Below are 17,059 nucleotides of genomic sequence, written 5' to 3'. Positions count from 1 at the left end.
TTTTGTAAAAAGTATTGATAACGACAATTATTATCAGCAATATTCGCATTTGTTTTAATGCCTGTTTCACAATGTAACCATCGGTTTCTCTACCGCTATAACAAAAACAGACCGACTTTTTTTAAAAGGAATACAAATGCATAAGCGTCTCTGGGTGCTCAATCCTCTTCTGTTATCTTTAACTCTACCCGCTGTTGCGGCTGAGGAAGAGAACCTCATCGTCAGCGCCAACCGTAGCCAGCGCACCGTGGCAGAAATGGCGCAAACGACCTGGGTTATTGAAGGAAGCGAGATTGAACAACAGGTTCAGGGAGGAAAAGAGTTCAAGGATGTTCTTGCTCAGCTAATCCCAGGAATCGATGTTAGTAGCCAGGGACGCACAAACTACGGCATGAACATGCGCGGTCGCGCCATTGTCGTGCTAATTGACGGCGTCCGTCTGAACTCCTCGCGAACCGACAGCCGTCAGCTTGACTCCATTGACCCATTTAACATTGCGCATATTGAAGTCATTTCAGGCGCAACCTCTCTTTATGGCGGTGGCAGTACCGGCGGATTAATCAACATTGTCACCAAAAAAGGTCAGCCGGAGCGTGAAGTAGAACTCGAACTGGGGAGCAAAAGCGGCTTCAACAATAGCAACGATCATGATGAACGCGTTGCCGCGGCGGTGAGTGGCGGAACCGATCGCGCTTCCGGGCGTATGTCCGTCGCGTATCAACGATTTGGCGGCTGGTATGACGGTAATCACGATGCCCTGCTGCTCGATAACACCCAAACCGGGCTACAGCACTCCGATCGTCTGGACGTCATGGGCACCGGGACAATTGAACTTGACGACAACCGTCAGTTGCAACTGGTTACGCAGTACTATAAAAGTCAGGGGGATGACGATTACGGGCTGGATCTCGGCGAGAACATGTCCGCCGTGACCGGAAACGGCAAAGCATATACCAGCAGCGGACTGAATTCCGATCGTATTCCCGGCACCGAACGTCATCTTATTAGCCTGCAATATTCAGATGCGGATTTTTTTGGCCAAAACCTGGTCAGCCAAATCTATTACCGTGACGAATCGCTGAAATTCTACCCCTTCCCTACGCTCAGCAAAGGCAAAGTCACCAGTTTCTCCGCATCACAGCAGGACACAGACCAGTTTGGTGCCAAAATTACCCTCAACAGCCAGTTGATGGATAACTGGGAGCTGACGTGGGGTGTCGATGCCGATCACGAAACCTTCGACTCCAATCAGAAATTCTTCGATCTGGCCTGGTCCCTGCCCTCCGGCGGCATGGACAACCGTACCGCTTATACCACCGGGCGTTATCCCGGTTACAGCATCACCAACTTCGCGCCTTTCCTGCAAAACAGCTATGACATTAACGACATTTTTACCCTCAGCGGCGGCGTGCGCTATCAGTGGACCGAAAACAGGGTTGATGATTTCGTTGGCTATGCTCAACAGCAGGGAATCGCGACCGGGCTTGCGAACTCTGCCGATACTATTCCGGGCGGCAAAACCGATTACGATAATTTCCTGTTCAACGCCGGTATCCTTGCCCACCTGACCGACCGTCAGCAAACGTGGTTTAACTTTTCTCAGGGCGTGGAGCTTCCGGACCCAGGGAAATATTACGGTAACGGTACCTATTCGCTGGTTGGCGATCATTACCAGCTCCAGCGCAGCGTCAACGTGGCGGATTCACGTCTGGAAGGGATTAAAGTTAACTCGTACGAACTGGGGTGGCGCTACACCGGCGATAGTCTGCGCACGCAACTGGCCGCTTACTACTCGACTTCAGATAAATCGATCGTTATCAACCGTAGCGATATGACCATTAACGTTCAGCCCGACGATCGCCGCATTTATGGCGTTGAAGGTGCGGTGGATTATTTCATTGCGGACACGGACTGGAGCCTGGGTGGCAACTTCAACGTCATTAAATCGGAAGTGAAACAGAACGGTAAATGGCAAAAATGGGATGTCACGCTGGCCTCACCGTCCAAAGCAACCGCGTGGGTCGGCTGGGCACCAGAACCGTGGACCTTGCGCGTACAGAGCCAGCAAACATTTGATCTGACCGACGCCAGCGGTAACAAGCTGGATGGCTATAACACGATGGACTTTATCGGCAGCTATCAGCTCCCGTTGGGTAAGCTGACCTTCAGCGTGGAAAACCTGCTGAATGAAGAGTACACCACACTGTGGGGACAACGTGCGCCACTGCTGTATAGCCCAACCTACGGCAGCCCGTCACTGTATGAATACAAGGGCCGGGGTCGTACTTTTGGTCTGAACTACGCCTTAACCTTCTGATAAAAAAAGCCCCCCAGCCTGAGCGAATGGGGGGCTAATGTTCAGGATAATGCTATTTTACGCTTTGTTATTCAGTACCAACTGTCCGTTGTTATCCAACGGAATTTGCGCGCCGGGGTCCTTATCCATACGGATTTTCCCCTGCTGATCGCCAATTTTGTACGTCACGTCGTAGCCCAGCATCTTTTCAGATTTGTCATACACCGTTTTACAACGCTGCTGCGTGGTGGTGTAAGTATCGTTTTCCTGCATCGAACCCTGAATCTGGTTACCTGCATAGCCGCCGCCTAAAGCACCGGCCACGGTAGCAATATCTTTACCACGTCCACCGCCAAACTGATGCCCAATAACACCACCCGCAACCGCGCCCAGTACGGAACCCGCGATACGGTTTTCATCTTGTACCGGCTTGCGGTGGGTGACCGTTACGTTCCGGCACTCCTGACGCGGTGTTTTTACCGACTCTTTAATCGGTGTTGCAGAGACAACTTGCGCATACTGTGGGCCACGCTCGAAAACGTTCAGACTGGCCACCGCTGCAACACCCAGCGCAGCAGCTACGCCAATCCCTATACCCGCCAACATTGATTTATTCACGGGACTACCTCCTTTTTTGCTATTAGCAACAACTTTGCAACAGAAGGTAAGGAATGCCAATCAGATTACGGATGAAAATAGCGGGAGGTGGAGCGAAAGCGGAATGATTCAGACAACTCTGAAGGAAGGCGCCGGATGCGTAAAATCATCCGACGCCACAGGTCGATATTAATGCAGTTTCAGACGCGGGCGAATCACCCGGTTGATACTGCCGACCAGCATCATCAGCCCGGTTTTGAAGTAGCCGTGCAAAGCAATCTGGTGCATGCGGTACAGTGAGATGTACACAAAGCGCGCAATACGTCCTTCCACCATCATCGAACCACGGGTCAGGTTGCCCATCAGGCTACCCACGGTAGAGAAGTTAGAGAGCGAGACCAGAGAGCCGTGATCTTTGTACTGATACGCTTTCAGCGGCTTACCGTTCATCTGTGCCAGAATATTGTTCATCGCGCAGGTCGCCATCTGGTGTGCTGCCTGAGCGCGCGGAGGCACAAAACCGCCTTCCGGGCGAGCGCAGGAAGCGCAGTCGCCAATCGCGTACACGTCAGGATCGCGCGTGCTCTGCAGAGTTGGCTCAACCACCAGTTGGTTAATACGGTTCGTTTCCAGACCGCCAATGTCTTTCATAAAGTCTGGCGCTTTGATACCCGCCGCCCACACCATCAGATCAGCTTTAATGTATTCGCCATCTTTGGTGTGCAGTCCGCCTTCGTCAGCGCTGGTTACCATCGTCTGGGTCAGTACGCGTACGCCCAGTTTGGTTAACTCATTATGCGCAGCACCGGAAATACGCGGCGGCAACGCAGGCAGAATACGCTCACCGGCTTCGACCAGCGTAACGTTCAGCGCGTCATTGGTCAGCCCTTTGTAACCATAGCTGTGCAGTTGTTTTACCGCATTGTGCAGCTCAGCGGAGAGTTCAACACCCGTCGCACCGCCGCCCACAATGGCGATATTCACTTTTCCGTTAGCGCCCAGATTCGCGGAATACTTCAGGAACAGATTCAGCATCTCCTGGTGGAAACGACGCGCCTGATGCGGGTTATCGAGGAAAATGCAGTTTTCTTTCACGCCAGGGGTGTTGAAATCGTTAGACGTACTGCCCAACGCCATCACCAGCGTGTCATACGGCACTTTACGCTCAGGAACCAGTAGCTCACCCTTCTCATCGCGCAGCTCAGCGAGAGTAATGGTCTTCGCTTCACGATCGATATCCACCACCGAGCCTAACTGGAACTGGAAGCCATGGTTACGGGCATGAGCCAAATAACTCAGCGCATCCACACCTTCGTCCAGTGAACCCGTCGCCACTTCATGCAGTAACGGTTTCCACAAGTGACTGTGGTTTCTGTCTACCAGTGTGATTTTGGCCTTTTTCTTACGCCCGAGTTTTTTACCCAGCTGCGTCGCCATTTCCAGTCCGCCAGCACCGCCGCCGACAATCACGATCCTTTTCAATGGTGTAGTCAACGTGACCCCCTCAAATTTATTAACCAATTGTTAATTAAAAGTTATGAGCATAGCCTTTAATTAACAACAAGTTACGACAATGAAAATGTTCTTCGAGAGTGAGAATAACACGAACGGTGCATTGGTCATACCAAAATTGATATGTATCAAGTTTTGATGCTGAAAAGATAGACAACCGGAACTTTAAGAACAAAAAAACCAGCCCGATGGCTGGTTTTTTACACACTCAATAAGAATTAACCTAACGTCTTGAACGCTTTGATGCGCTGCAAATGCGGAGAGATATTCTTAAACTTATGCGTCTGCTCTTCGTCCCAGACTATCTCGTAAAAATGATGCAGCTCTTCCGACGAACGCTGACTGTTAAGCGCTTCATCATGACGTGACAGGATCACCAGGCAGCGATCGCGATTCTTCTCACGGAAATTGGTCACGCATTTTGTTGCGATGTCTGCATACTCCTCAGGTCTGTCGATTTTGCCTTCCATGTTCTCATACGGGAACAGGTTGGGATTAAACACTACCTGACGAATATCACACAGGAAACCAATCCGTTCAGCCCAATATCCCCCGAGCCCCACACCACAAATCAGCGGACGGTCATCCACATTCAGCTGCAGCATTTTGTCCACTTCTTTCAGCAGATGCTGCATATCATGTTTAGGATGCCGCGTACTGTAGCTAATCAGCCTGACATCCGGGTCGATGAATTGCAGCTGCAACACCTTCTCATGGTTGCCCGGGCTGTTAGAGTCAAAACCGTGTAAATAGATAATCATCGCATCCTCGCCAAACTTGCGTTAATGACCTGCTTTCTCTTCCTGCCAGCGCTCATGAAGTTGGTTAAGCTGAGCGCTTACCGTCTTCCAGCGTGCCGAGTCCATCAGTTCCTGACGTGAAAATGAACCTTTATGATACAAACGTGTAACACGTTCTGCATTGATCGGCGACAGATTATCTAACACACTGACCGCTCCCTTACGATTATTGCAGACCAGGATCATATCGCAACCTGCATCCAGCGACGCCTGTCCACGCTCCGCATAGCTTCCCATAATCGCCGCCCCTTCCATCGACAAATCGTCGGAGAAAATGACACCATCGAAGCCAAGTTCCTGACGTAGCACCGTTTTCAACCAGTGAGGTGAGCCACTCGCCGGACGCGGATCGACATCACTGTAGATGACATGCGCAGGCATAATGGCATCCAGTTTGTTTTCCGTAATCAACGTCTGGAACACGGACATATCTTTCGCACGAATCTCGGCTTCTGGGCGTGGATCGGTTGGGGTTTCTTTGTGTGAATCCGCCGTCACCGCCCCATGTCCTGGGAAATGTTTACCGGTCGTTTTCATGCCAGCAGCATGCATCCCGTCAATGAAGCGGGTCGCCATCGCCAGCGCTTTTAGCGGATCGGCATGGTAAGAACGCTCGCCGATTGCCGCGCTGATATGGCCCACATCCAGCACGGGTGCAAAGCTGATATCAATGTCCATCGCGATCATTTCGCTGGCCATCAACCACCCAGCGTCCTGAGCCAGTTTGCCGCCCTCTTCCAGACCGTGCAACGCAGCAAAGGATTGAGCTGCAGGCAGGCGGGTAAAGCCCTCACGAAAACGCTGTACGCGTCCGCCTTCCTGATCTACCGCCACCACCAGATGGTTACGTGACGCAGCCCGGATCTGACGCACTAATTCACGCAGCTGTTCCGGGTCATGATAATTTCGGGTAAAGAGGATCAACCCACCTACCAGCGGATGTGCCAGAATCTCACGCTCTTCAGCGTCCAGCTCATACCCTTCGACATCCAACATTACTGGGCCCACACTGCTCTCCTTATCCTTTCATTGTTAGCTGCCGCCAGGTTTCATCGGCCAGCCTGATAAATTGTCGATCGCCGGTTTGCCGCCAGCGATACTCAAACCACCCCGCCTTCAGCATCATTATCCAGGGTTGCCATTGTCTGACCTGTCGCCACAAAACGTCTGGCTCAATGTGCGCTCGTTGGGCGTAGGTGCTAACCAACTGTTGGTGCTGGGATTCATCGCTAACCCATACTGCCGCCAGCTCCAGGGCAATATCACCGTCTCCGGCGTATTCCCAGTCAATCAGCCGCAGTCCTGATGCCGTATGTACGATGTTGTCACCGTGAACATCCATATGCAGCGGCCCCAGACGCAAAGGTCGAGGCTCACCTCGTTTCCTTAGCCGCTTCAGCGCGCGCAGCCAGCATGGTGTACGACGCGCCGGATCGCCACACTGCCAGTACTGTTCAAGTAGCGGAAGCAGGCTGATTCGCCAGCCCAATCGGGGTTGCTGGTGCAGATGATACAGTAAGCCTGCGAGTTCGTCGGCGTCCGGTAATCTGGATTCTACCTTACCGTGAAAAAACTCGACTGCCATCCACCCACGCGTATAAAAGTGAGGACGTGGCGCAAGGCTTTCTGGCAGGTGTTTTAGCGCATGGTATTGGCGTAAGAAATGAGATTCCGGCGCGTCAGGGTCGTGATGGCAGCGCAGTACCAGTCGGTGGGAACGGTGTTCAATGATGCAGCTCCCGCCGCTCAGGCCGGTTTGGCTGGTTGCGACGGGATGATACTGCGGGAAATAGCGCGACAACACTTCGCCGCGCGTGAGTCTGTTATTGTTGCTGAACGGCACCTTTACCTGACCAGATTATCTCGCCAGTTTGTACCAGCATTAATTGCATTTGCAGCGCAGGCGAATTGACGTTGCCGGATGCGCTGGAATAAAGCACATACTGCGCGCCAACGTTACGGGCGATACCAATCGCTTTACTGCGCGTTCCCAGACTGTCATTCGGCGACAGACCTAACTGCTGTTTGGCGACAGCCAGCTGTTGGGCAGAAATCAGCGTAAACTTACCGTTATTCGCCAGTGCGTTACGTAAGGTTTCGGTGGCTTCACCCGCGTTCAACGAGCCGTTGGTGCGGTTATTCACGCTATCAACCAGCAGAACGCCGCCCGCTTTGACGCCGTCTGCCTGCAGCATTTTGCCGACCATCGGCTGCATAGCCCCGTTCCAGTCATAGTGACGTTGACGTGGCGTAGGCTGCGCCGTTTGGTCTTCATGCTCAATTGGGCCAGGCTGCTGCGGTATGCTTGGCACCGTTGGCACAACCGGCACCGGCTGTTGCGGCTGCGCAGGCTGTTCCGGTACCGGCTTCACTTCCTCTACCGGCGCGGGCTCACGTTGCGCCACACAGCCAGAGAGAAACATCGCCAGCGCGGCAATCAGTGCGTAGCGATTCATTTTGTTCATCAAGATTCACCCCTTACAAATAAAGATAAAGTCTAACCTTGTGCGCCCCCAGAAAATTGGCGCTGCCGTACAGCGTCACCGACGAATGAGCCGGAATAGTCACACTGCGTGGCGCTTCCAGAGGGTGCATTTCCAGCCCTCTGGCGTCATACCAGTAAAACCGATAATGAACGGTAACGGGTTCTTGTCTTTCGTTATAGAGTCGAGAGGATGCCGAAGCCTGAATATCAGACGTTGTTAACGTGGGCTGCTCTGCTGTAATACCCGCCGCCAGAATTGTTGATTCCATCACCAGCGACTGTTCATCACTTACCGGGATTTCAGGATGTGTTCGACAACCCGCCAGCAACAACAAGCCCAGTGAAAGCGCAATGCATCCTCTGGTCATGCTTACAGACCTTTATGCGCAAGCATTGGGCCAAGCGCACGTCCACCCAGCAGGTGCATATGAATGTGATACACCTCCTGCCCCCCGTGGCGGTTGGTGTTCATGATTAAGCGGTACCCATCTGCAGCAATGCCTTCCTGCTCAGCAATTTTCGCCGCAACGGTGATCATGCGGCCCAATGCCTGTTCATGTTCCGCCGTCACATCGTTGACAGTTGGGATCAGAATGTTAGGAATGATCAGGATATGCGTTGGTGCCTGAGGGGAAATATCACGAAACGCAGTGACCAGTTCATCCTGGTATACGATATCCGACGGAATCTCACGACGAATAATTTTGCTGAATATAGTTTCTTCTGCCACGACGTTTTCCTTTTTCATTAACAGCCCAAGCGTTTTGCCATGCTACGCCGGGTAACTCTGCGAGTATAGAGTATGAGCGAGTTACTCACGCTCTTTCAACTTTAACCCTCGATTTTTTAAGCGAAAACCCCAGTCAGTGCTGCTCTTATAACCATTTCCCTGCGCTATTGCTCAAGCATAGTACTGAAACAATATTTCATTTATGCCGTAGCATCTGTTTACACATTGAGTGCTAATGCGTATATTTCGCATTTGTATTTACATGCGCATTTAATAATTTACAACCAAAGGGTTCATCACAACTACCGGTGATTTGAACTTAATATTAATAATTATCAAGGACTTTTCGATGTCTTTCACAACACTCAACGGGAATGTTCAACGCCAACCGGGCCTTGCCCCTTCTTTGCTGGCAGCATGCGTCACGCTAGCCCTTTTACCTTCCACCAGCCTCGCAGCCCCTGCAGAAGAGACAGTGATCGTGGAGGGTTCTGCTCCAGCCGCATCCAGTGAGGAGCAGGATTACAGCGTTAAATCGACGACCGCTGGCACAAAAATGCAGATGACACAGCGCGATATTCCGCAATCGGTCAGCATTGTCAGCCAGCAACGCATGGAAGATCAGCAGTTGCAAACGCTGGGCGATGTGATGGACAACACGTTGGGGATAAGCAAAAGCCAGGCGGATTCAGATCGCAGCAGCTATTACTCGCGCGGATTTCAGATTGATAACTATATGGTCGATGGGATCCCGACCTATTTTGAATCCCGCTGGAATCTCGGTGACGCCCTTTCTGACACCGCCCTTTTTGAGCGTGTCGAAGTGGTCCGTGGCGCAAACGGGCTAATGACCGGGACGGGTAACCCTTCAGCCTCCATTAACATGATCCGTAAGCATGCCACCAGCCGCGAGTTCACCGGTAATGTTTCAGCGGAATATGGCAGTTGGAACAAACAACGCTATGTGACCGATCTGCAAAGCCCGCTTACAGCAGACGGCAACGTGCGCGGCCGCATCGTGGCGGGTTACCAGAATAACGACTCCTGGCTTGATCGCTACAATAGCGAAAAAATGTTCTTCTCCGGGATTGTCGATGCCGATTTGGGTGACACCACCAGCCTGTCTGCGGGCTATGAATATCAGCGCATTGATATCAACAGCCCAACCTGGGGTGGATTGCCGCGCTGGAATACCGATGGCAGTAAAAACAGCTACGACCGCTCGCGTAGCACTGCGCCGGACTGGGCTTACAACGATAAAGACTTCAACAAAGTGTTTGTCACCATCAAACAACGTTTTGCCGATACCTGGCAGGCGACCATGAACGCCACCCACTCCGAGGTCAAGTTCGACAGTAAAATGATGTACGTCGATGCCTATGTTAATAAGGCCGACGGCACGCTGATTGGCCCATATGGTAACTATGGTCCAGGATATGACTACGTCGGAGGAACCGGCTGGAACAGCGGCAAACGTAAAGTGGATGCTGTCGATCTATTCGCCGACGGCGGTTATGATCTGTTTGGTCGCCAGCATAATCTGATGTTGGGCGGCAGCTACAGTAAACAGAATAACCGTTATGAAAGCTCGTGGGCGAACGTTTTCCCCAACGAAATCGGCAGCTTCTATACCTACGATGGTAACTTCCCTGAAACCAACTGGAACCCGCAGTCATTGGCTCAGGACGATACCACGCACATGAAATCGCTGTACGCCGCAACGCGTATTTCGCTGGCCGACCCACTGCATTTGATTGTTGGCGCACGTTACACCAACTGGCGTATCGACACCCTGACCTACAGCATGGAGCAAAACCACACCACGCCGTATGCGGGTCTGGTCTATGACATTGACGATAACTGGTCTACCTACGCCAGCTATACCTCAATCTTCCAGCCGCAGAACAAGCGCGACAGTTCCGGTAAATATCTCTCTCCGATTACCGGCAACAACTATGAGCTTGGTCTGAAGTCCGACTGGATGAACAGCCGTTTAACCACCACGCTCGCGGTGTTCCGCATTGAACAGGATAACGTAGCGCAATCAACCGGCGTGCCAATCGCCGGTAGCAATGGCGACACAGCCTTTAAAGCGATGGATGGTACGGTCAGCAAAGGGGTCGAATTCGAGATTAACGGTGCGATCACTGATAACTGGCAGATGACGTTTGGTGCGACACGCTATGTTGCTGAAGACAACGAAGGCAATGCAGTAAACCCGAATCTGCCGCGGACCACGGTCAAACTGTTTACCCGTTATCGCCTGCCAGCCATGCCGGAACTGACCGTCGGCGGTGGAGTTAACTGGCAGAATCGTGTTTACAGCGATACGGTCACGCCTTATGGCACATTCCGCGCGGAACAGGGAAGCTACGCCCTGGTAGATTTGTTCACCCGCTACCAGGTAACAAAAAACTTCTCAGTGCAGGGTAACCTTAATAACCTGTTCGATAAAACCTACGACACGAATATCGACGGTTCTATCGTTTATGGTGAGCCGCGTAACGTCAGCGTTACCGCCAGCTATCAGTTCTGACACCGGGTATTGCGTAGAATCGCTAACTCGCTGACTTAGGTTGCAAATTCTCATCAAACTCCAGCCGCTTTCTGTCGGGTTCTACCGCAGTCAGCGGCTCCACTTCTGCAAGCGTCTGCTGACAGCGCCCCACCAGCACCTGATACTCGCGAGTGCCCTGTTTTTTCCACACCAGTTCCTGCTCAGTTAACATGCGAATCGCTTTCGCCGGGCTGCCGACAATCAGATGGTTGGCGGGCATCTCAGCGCGCGCTTTCACAAACGCCGAAGCACCAACGATACTGTTTTCACCGATAATCGCGCCATCGATAATCACCGCGCTCATGCCGATCAGCGCGTTACGCCCAATCACACAGCCGTGCAGAATCGCGCCGTGGCCGATATGTCCGTCCTCTTCCACCACCGTATCCTGGCCGGGAAATCCGTGCATCACGCAGTTATCCTGGATATTCGCCCCATCTTTAACCACGATACGCCCAAAATCTCCGCGCAGGCTGGCGTTGGGACCAACATAAACACCTTTGCCGAGAATGACATCGCCAATCAGCACTGCGGTTGGGTGAACATAGCTTTCTGCAGGAACTACCGGGATCATCCCGTCAATCTGGTAAATCGGCATGGCTTCTCCTGTTACACCTCGGCTAATCCGCCGAAGCGTTGATAATAGAGCGGACCCGGCGCGGGCAGTTCCCCCACCGAGCTCTCGCCTTTTTCGCTGACGAAAACCTGGGCGCCGGGCGCAACACGTTGATAAATATTAATGCACAGCTGACGCGCCGTCTGACCCAGCCAGTGAGCAGGCAACAATTCTTCCGGCAGTAGCGGATCTTTGAGCACAACCCGACGATAGAAGTGAATGAGCAACAGGCGGATCTGGAAGCAGCGCTCTGGCGTAAGTTCGTCCGGCCCGGCGTCACGCAGTAGCGGTAACAACGGACGGAACAGCATGATAAACGCCTCGTACATGGCATTTTGTTCGGTTAAGTGCCAGCACCCTTCTACCCGCTCACGCAGCGCAGCGCGGGAGAGTGCCAACGGCGAATGCGCCTCAAAAACGATGACGTTTTCCGCTACCCCAGCTTCATGAAGCAGCGACTGTACGTCCGCCAGCTTTTGCGATGGCGACGCCAGCAGACTCGGCGCCAGTACGCCAAAACCTTGCCATAACAGCTGCTTTTTAACTTCGGCCAGGGTATTTTTCTCCAGCCCCTCCGACAGCAGCAGCAGCCAGGTACCGTCCCACTCAGGGGCGCTGGCACGGTAGATTTTGCTCTCGGCGCGGCGCGTCAAGCGTAGCCCTTTATCACTCAGGCGGTAGAAACTGCGGCGGCCGATACGTACTACGTCCAGCCATTCTTCTTTATTAAGGCGAAACAGCGCGGTACGTACAAAACGTTCACCGAAGCCAAGCCCTTCCAGCAGCGCGGCAACGCTACCGAGCCAGACTTCTCCACCGCGTTGCGATAAACAGTCCCCGTAAAGCGAGGCGATAAGAGAGGTGCCGCTGACCGGCATTGCGGTTACCGCCTGCTGAATAAAACTATCGAGTTTTTCCATATGATTCATACTGTTGTCTTTTTTGTCTTTCTTGAATCATAGCACAGGATAATTTCCGCGATATGGCAGGAATTTGTAGGCCGGATAAGGCAACGCCGCCATCCGGCAACTTGTGCGCTCTCGCCTGGTGGCGCTGCGCTTATCAGGCCTACGAGTCTTAACCGTTGGCGGCAACTTTGCGCAGGTCGAACACCCGGCACGCCTTTCCTTCTGAGCGCGGAATGCTGCCGCAGTTAACAATGCTTACGTCCGTTGAAATACCGACCATCGACTTAATACGATGACGCAAATGATGGCAAATCTGGCAGCGCTGCTCATGGCTTAGCACCAGGCTACTCTCTTTAAGCTCCACGCGTACCGAAAGCGAATCAAGATGTCCTCGGCGATCCACTTCCAACTGGTAATGCGGAGCCAGATGTTCAATCTTGAGGATCTCTTCTTCCACCTGCGATGGGAAGACGTTGACGCCGCGAATAATCAGCATATCGTCGCTGCGCCCGCTAATGCGATCCATACGACGCATCGTGCGTGCGGTACCCGGCAGCAGGCGCGTCAGGTCGCGGGTACGATAACGAATGACCGGTAGCGCTTCTTTCGTCAGCGTGGTGAACAGCAGTTCGCCGTGCTCGCCGTCGGCCAGTGGCGTACCGTCATCCGGATTGACCACTTCCGGGAAGAAATGATCCTCCCATATTGTCGGACCATCACCCGTTTCGATGCACTCCATCGCCACGCCCGGCCCCATCACTTCCGAGAGGCCATAAATATCCAGCGCCGTAATACCCAGGCGACGTTCGATCTCCGCGCGCATCCCCGTTGTCCACGGCTCTGCGCCAAAGACACCGGTACGCAGCGAACAACCCCGCGCGTCACCGCCCATCTGGCGCTCCAGCTCTTCAATCAGGTTCAGACAGTAGGATGGCGTGACCATAATCATGTCAGGTTTGAAATCGCGAATCAGCTGCGCCTGTTTCTCGGTTTGACCGCCGGACATCGGGATAACCGTTGCCCCCAGGCGTTCCGCGCCGTAGTGCGCGCCCAGTCCGCCGGTGAAAAGGCCATAGCCATAAGCGACGTGGATTTTATCTTTCGCGGTACCGCCTGCGGCACGCAGCGAGCGGGCGACGATGTTAGCCCAGGTATCGATATCATTTTGCGTATAGCCCACCACCGTCGGTTTACCCGTGGTGCCGGATGATGCATGGATACGCACCACCTGCTCCATCGGTACCGCGAAGGTGTCGAAGGGATAGTTGTCACGCAGGTCCTGCTTGGTGGTGCAGGGAAACTTGCTCAGATCGCTCAGCTCACGGAAATCATCCGGGTGAACCCCCGCCGCGTCGAACTTACGGCGGTACATCGGGACATTTTCATAGGCGTGTTTTAACGTCCATTTCAGGCGCTCGGTTTGCAAAGCCTGTAATTCGTCACGCGATGCGGTTTCAATCGGATCTAATTTTGTTGTTGTCGTTGTCATTTTGTAGGGCACTCGCAGGTCAATTAGCTCACACTCGCTCAAGGATCATGGCAATGCCCTGACCCACGCCAATACACATCGTACACAGCGCATAACGTCCATTGCGTCGTTCCAGCTCCAGCGTTGCAGCCAGCGCTAACCGCACACCGCTCATCCCCAGCGGGTGACCTAAAGCGATAGCCCCCCCATTGGGATTCACGTGTTCTGCGTCATCTGCCAGTCCAAGCTGTCTCATCACACCCAACGCCTGGGCGGCAAAGGCTTCATTCAGCTCAATCACATCCATATCGTTGATATTCAGCCCGGCGCGCTCCAGCACTTTTCGTACCGCAGGAACTGGCCCAAGCCCCATAAACTTCGGCTCCACGCCCGCCGTCGCCATCGCGACAATGCGTGCACGCGGCGTTAGTCCCTGGGCCTTTATGTGTTGCTCGCTGGCTACGATCATTGCTGCCGCGCCGTCGTTCACCCCAGAGGCATTGCCTGCGGTGACCACGCCGTTCTTACGAAACGGTGTTTTCAGTTGTGCGAGTTGCTCCAGCGTGGTTTCTGCACGCGGATGTTCATCTTCACGTATTGCGCTAACTGCCCCTTTCTTGCCAATGATTTGTACCGGCACAATTTCCTGCGCCAGAATGCCGTCACGCTGGGCTTTCGCCGTGCGCTGCTGGCTGCGATACGCAAAGGCGTCCTGGTCCCCTCGGCTTATATTTAACAATTCAGCTACATTCTCCGCCGTTTCAGGCATGCTGTCAGTTCCGAATTGTTGCTGCATGAGCGGGTTCACAAAACGCCAGCCAATGGTGGTATCAAACATTTCTGCCTGACGCTGAAACGGCACGGTCGCTTTGCCCATTACAAACGGCGCGCGTGACATTGACTCAACACCACCAGCGATCAGCAGGTCGGCATCACCGGCTTTGATCGTGCGAGCAGCGAAGCCGATCGCATCAAGCCCGGAGCCGCACAGACGGTTGATGGTCGTGCCGGCAACGCTGTGCGGATACCCCGCCAGCAAGGTCGCCATATGCGCCACGTTGCGGTTATCCTCGCCCGCCTGGTTGGCGCAACCGAAGATCACATCGTCAATAGCGCTGGGATCCAGGCGTGGGTTGCGGTTGAGTAATTCACGCAACGGGATGGCCGCCAGATCGTCGGCACGCACGCCTGCCAGCGCCCCGCCGTAGCGACCAATCGGGGTACGAATACCGTCACAAATAAATGCGTCACGCATTAGACTTCTCCTGTAATCGTGCCACCGATGCGGTGGGATTTGCCGCGAAACAGAGCCACGGTTTTGTGTTGCTGATTGACAATTTCAATGTCGTAAACGCCAGTGAGTTTGCCTTGCTGCTTGACCCGCGCGGTGGCGGTCAGTTTGTCACCTGCAAAGGCCGGACGCAGAAAGTCGATACTGGCCGCTGAGGCTACTGCTGCCAGTCCCTGACTGTTGCAGGCGTAAGCAAAGGCAGTATCTGCCAGTGAAAACAGTTGCCCGCCGTGACAGGTCTGATGGCCATTCAGCTGCGACGGCGACACGGTCATGGTCATCTGTGAATAACCGTCGTCCATCTCAATAATTTCAATCCCCAGCGCCTGCGCGCAGGTGTCTTTCACATACATGGCGCGGGCGTTGCGCCAGGCTTCGTTACTCATGACGCATCTCCATCAGCGCTTTCTGGCGCAGCAGCGCACTCGGGCGATAGCGTTCTTCGCCGTAGTGCTGTTGTAGATTTTCCAGCAGACGCAGCACACGTCCCCAGCCGAGCGATTCGCCCCAGGCCAGCGGCCCGTGCGGGTAGTTGACCCCCAAGCGCATGGCGGTATCGATATCCTCGGCGCTGGCGACTCCTTTTTGCAGCGCATCCAGCGCTTCGTTCGCCAGCATCGCTACCGTGCGCCATACCAGCAGCCCTGGATAGTCGGCAATACGCAGCACTTTTTTGCCCTGCTGCTGGAAGTAGTACACCGCTTTGTCGGTGGCTGAAGCCGGGTTGGTTGGTGCGCTTGCCAGAACGACGGTGTCGCCCGCAGCATGGTCATACACCACCACCGGGCGCTGGTGCTGCACGCTTAAGGCCAGCGCGGTTTCACCGGTAGTTTCAAGGAGCAGCACATCATCCAGTTCAGTGACAACGTCACGCTTGATATTTTTTGCTGCATTTTCAGGCGCTACCGCTGCAACAGCCAGTTCAGGCGATACCTCAGCAGGCCAGCGATAGACGCCGTAACCGCTCTTCTTTCCCAGACGCCCCGCCAGAGCGAGCTCCTGTTGCAGCAAAGACGGCAGAAAACGGCGGTCCTGCCAGAAGGCGTTAAACACCGAACAGGTCACGGCAAAGTTGACGTCCTGGCCAATCAAGTCGGTCAGCGCCAGCGGTCCCATCGGGAAGCCGCCGCCGTCACGCAGAGCCGCATCAATCACTTCCGCTGACGCAACCTGTTCTTCCAGCGCGCGCCAGGCTTCAGCGTAGTACGGACGCGCCACGCGGTTGACGATAAAACCCGGCGTTGAGCGGCAGCGCACCGGCTGCTTGCCCCAGGCGATTACGCACTGGCAAAGCAGCTCGACTACCTCAGTTGAGGTGGCAAGGCCGCTCACCACTTCCACCAGTTTCATCACCGGTGCAGGGTTAAAGAAATGCAGCCCCGCCACACGTTCCGGATGCTTCACTCCCGCCGCAATTGCGGTAATTGAGATCGACGAGGTATTACTGGTCAGCAGCGTTGACGGCAAACAGATCTCCGCCAACTGATTAAACAGCGCTTTTTTAATTTCCAGCCGCTCGGAAGCGGCTTCAATCACCAGTTGTGCATCGGCAAGCTGATTCAGTTCAGTCGCGGGGGCGATCCGTCCCAGCAGCTCACTGGCCTGTTCCGCACTGATTTTTCCACGACCAACACGAACGTCGAGTCGCTGGCGAATACCCTCAATGGCGCGAGTAATCGCCTCAGCGGAAATGTCATACAGCAGGACCGAATGTCCGGCGCTGGCAGCCACCTCGGCAATACCTGCACCCATTGTTCCGCCGCCGATCACGGCAACGCGATGAAGAGTTTGCGTCATGG

At 54.0% G+C, this 17,059-nt stretch carries 16 protein-coding genes; 2 read left to right on the top strand and 14 right to left on the bottom strand.

Annotated features, from left to right (window positions below; genetic code table 11):
• The first annotated feature begins 136 nt into the window (after positions 1 to 136).
• Positions 137 to 2,317 (top strand): TonB-dependent siderophore receptor, encoded by a 2,181-nt coding sequence (locus tag OGX97_RS12210; protein ID WP_048235621.1) that lies wholly within the window; start codon positions 137 to 139, stop codon positions 2,315 to 2,317.
• A 57-nt stretch (positions 2,318 to 2,374) separates the two neighbouring features.
• Here the strand turns inward: OGX97_RS12210 and OGX97_RS12205 are convergent, their stop codons facing one another.
• From OGX97_RS12205 to hinT, 8 genes are all read right to left on the bottom strand, one after another.
• Positions 2,375 to 2,914: a glycine zipper 2TM domain-containing protein gene (locus tag OGX97_RS12205; protein WP_003030814.1), complete on the bottom strand. Its 540-nt coding sequence runs from the start codon at positions 2,912 to 2,914 to the stop codon at positions 2,375 to 2,377.
• A gap of 168 nt (positions 2,915 to 3,082) precedes the next feature.
• Positions 3,083 to 4,387 (bottom strand): NADH-quinone dehydrogenase, encoded by a 1,305-nt coding sequence (ndh, locus tag OGX97_RS12200; RefSeq protein WP_003832263.1) that lies wholly within the window; start codon positions 4,385 to 4,387, stop codon positions 3,083 to 3,085.
• Positions 4,388 to 4,623: 236 nt separating this feature from the next.
• Entirely contained in the window at positions 4,624 to 5,166 is a 543-nt protein-coding gene (gene ycfP / locus OGX97_RS12195; RefSeq protein ID WP_003030817.1) for an alpha/beta hydrolase YcfP, read from the bottom strand.
• Between the two features lie 21 nt (positions 5,167 to 5,187).
• Positions 5,188 to 6,213: a beta-N-acetylhexosaminidase gene (gene nagZ, locus OGX97_RS12190; RefSeq protein WP_032943019.1), complete on the bottom strand. Its 1,026-nt coding sequence runs from the start codon at positions 6,211 to 6,213 to the stop codon at positions 5,188 to 5,190.
• 10 nt (positions 6,214 to 6,223) lie between these two features.
• Complete coding sequence (gene thiK, locus OGX97_RS12185) at positions 6,224 to 7,048, bottom strand: thiamine kinase (RefSeq protein WP_111465769.1); 825 nt, start codon at positions 7,046 to 7,048, stop codon at positions 6,224 to 6,226.
• Positions 7,029 to 7,670, bottom strand: coding sequence for a penicillin-binding protein activator LpoB (gene lpoB / locus OGX97_RS12180; RefSeq protein ID WP_008784426.1), 642 nt, complete (start codon positions 7,668 to 7,670; stop codon positions 7,029 to 7,031). Before lpoB ends, thiK begins: the two co-directional genes overlap by 20 nt.
• A gap of 13 nt (positions 7,671 to 7,683) precedes the next feature.
• Positions 7,684 to 8,058 carry a YcfL family protein gene (locus OGX97_RS12175; RefSeq protein WP_008784425.1) on the bottom strand — a complete coding sequence of 125 codons (375 nt, stop codon included), beginning with the start codon at positions 8,056 to 8,058 and terminating at the stop codon, positions 7,684 to 7,686.
• A 2-nt stretch (positions 8,059 to 8,060) separates the two neighbouring features.
• Positions 8,061 to 8,420 (bottom strand): purine nucleoside phosphoramidase, encoded by a 360-nt coding sequence (hinT, locus tag OGX97_RS12170; RefSeq protein ID WP_003030826.1) that lies wholly within the window; start codon positions 8,418 to 8,420, stop codon positions 8,061 to 8,063.
• A gap of 349 nt (positions 8,421 to 8,769) precedes the next feature.
• On the opposite strand from hinT, the gene fhuE reads away from it, so the two are divergent.
• On the top strand, positions 8,770 to 10,956 hold the full coding sequence (gene fhuE, locus OGX97_RS12165; protein WP_071444744.1) for a ferric-rhodotorulic acid/ferric-coprogen receptor FhuE: 2,187 nt from the start codon (positions 8,770 to 8,772) through the stop codon (positions 10,954 to 10,956).
• A 22-nt stretch (positions 10,957 to 10,978) separates the two neighbouring features.
• Here fhuE and paaY read toward each other — a convergent pair whose 3' ends face one another.
• From paaY to paaH, 6 genes are all read right to left on the bottom strand, one after another.
• Positions 10,979 to 11,575 (bottom strand): phenylacetic acid degradation protein PaaY, encoded by a 597-nt coding sequence (gene paaY / locus OGX97_RS12160; protein ID WP_279850534.1) that lies wholly within the window; start codon positions 11,573 to 11,575, stop codon positions 10,979 to 10,981.
• Positions 11,576 to 11,586: 11 nt separating this feature from the next.
• Positions 11,587 to 12,513, bottom strand: a complete 927-nt coding sequence (gene paaX / locus OGX97_RS12155; RefSeq protein ID WP_172111175.1) for a phenylacetic acid degradation operon negative regulatory protein PaaX — start codon at positions 12,511 to 12,513, stop codon at positions 11,587 to 11,589.
• 157 nt (positions 12,514 to 12,670) lie between these two features.
• Positions 12,671 to 13,990, bottom strand: a complete 1,320-nt coding sequence (paaK, locus tag OGX97_RS12150) for a phenylacetate--CoA ligase PaaK (RefSeq protein WP_003832244.1) — start codon at positions 13,988 to 13,990, stop codon at positions 12,671 to 12,673.
• A 28-nt stretch (positions 13,991 to 14,018) separates the two neighbouring features.
• Entirely contained in the window at positions 14,019 to 15,224 is a 1,206-nt protein-coding gene (gene pcaF / locus OGX97_RS12145) for a 3-oxoadipyl-CoA thiolase (RefSeq protein ID WP_048235626.1), read from the bottom strand.
• A complete protein-coding gene (gene paaI, locus OGX97_RS12140) occupies positions 15,224 to 15,646 on the bottom strand; it encodes a hydroxyphenylacetyl-CoA thioesterase PaaI (RefSeq protein WP_003832239.1) in 423 nt (140 codons plus the stop codon). The genes pcaF and paaI overlap by 1 nt, the downstream gene beginning before the upstream one ends.
• A complete protein-coding gene (gene paaH, locus OGX97_RS12135; RefSeq protein WP_235124218.1) occupies positions 15,639 to 17,057 on the bottom strand; it encodes a 3-hydroxyacyl-CoA dehydrogenase PaaH in 1,419 nt (472 codons plus the stop codon). Before paaH ends, paaI begins: the two co-directional genes overlap by 8 nt.
• Positions 17,058 to 17,059: the final 2 nt, after the last annotated feature.

Source organism: Citrobacter sp. Cpo061, assembly GCF_030332845.1.
GTDB lineage: Bacteria > Pseudomonadota > Gammaproteobacteria > Enterobacterales > Enterobacteriaceae > Citrobacter > Citrobacter portucalensis.
The sequence above is the reverse complement of the archived record's forward strand: the minus strand, read 5'-3'. Positions and strand labels throughout refer to the sequence as shown.

Bases quoted from the DNA above. Each gene is read 5' to 3' on its own strand.
- OGX97_RS12210 (WP_048235621.1), top strand. From the start codon at position 137: ATGCATAAGCGTCTCTGGGTGCTCAATCCTCTTCTGTTATCTTTAACT.
- ycfP (WP_003030817.1), bottom strand. From the start codon at position 5,166: ATGATTATCTATTTACACGGTTTTGACTCTAACAGCCCGGGCAACCAT.
- lpoB (WP_008784426.1), bottom strand. From the start codon at position 7,670: ATGAACAAAATGAATCGCTACGCACTGATTGCCGCGCTGGCGATGTTT.
- OGX97_RS12175 (WP_008784425.1), bottom strand. From the start codon at position 8,058: ATGACCAGAGGATGCATTGCGCTTTCACTGGGCTTGTTGTTGCTGGCG.
- fhuE (WP_071444744.1), top strand. From the start codon at position 8,770: ATGTCTTTCACAACACTCAACGGGAATGTTCAACGCCAACCGGGCCTT.
- paaY (WP_279850534.1), bottom strand. From the start codon at position 11,575: ATGCCGATTTACCAGATTGACGGGATGATCCCGGTAGTTCCTGCAGAA.
- paaX (WP_172111175.1), bottom strand. From the start codon at position 12,513: ATGGAAAAACTCGATAGTTTTATTCAGCAGGCGGTAACCGCAATGCCG.
- paaK (WP_003832244.1), bottom strand. From the start codon at position 13,990: ATGACAACGACAACAACAAAATTAGATCCGATTGAAACCGCATCGCGT.
- pcaF (WP_048235626.1), bottom strand. From the start codon at position 15,224: ATGCGTGACGCATTTATTTGTGACGGTATTCGTACCCCGATTGGTCGC.
- paaI (WP_003832239.1), bottom strand. From the start codon at position 15,646: ATGAGTAACGAAGCCTGGCGCAACGCCCGCGCCATGTATGTGAAAGAC.
- paaH (WP_235124218.1), bottom strand. From the start codon at position 17,057: ATGACGCAAACTCTTCATCGCGTTGCCGTGATCGGCGGCGGAACAATG.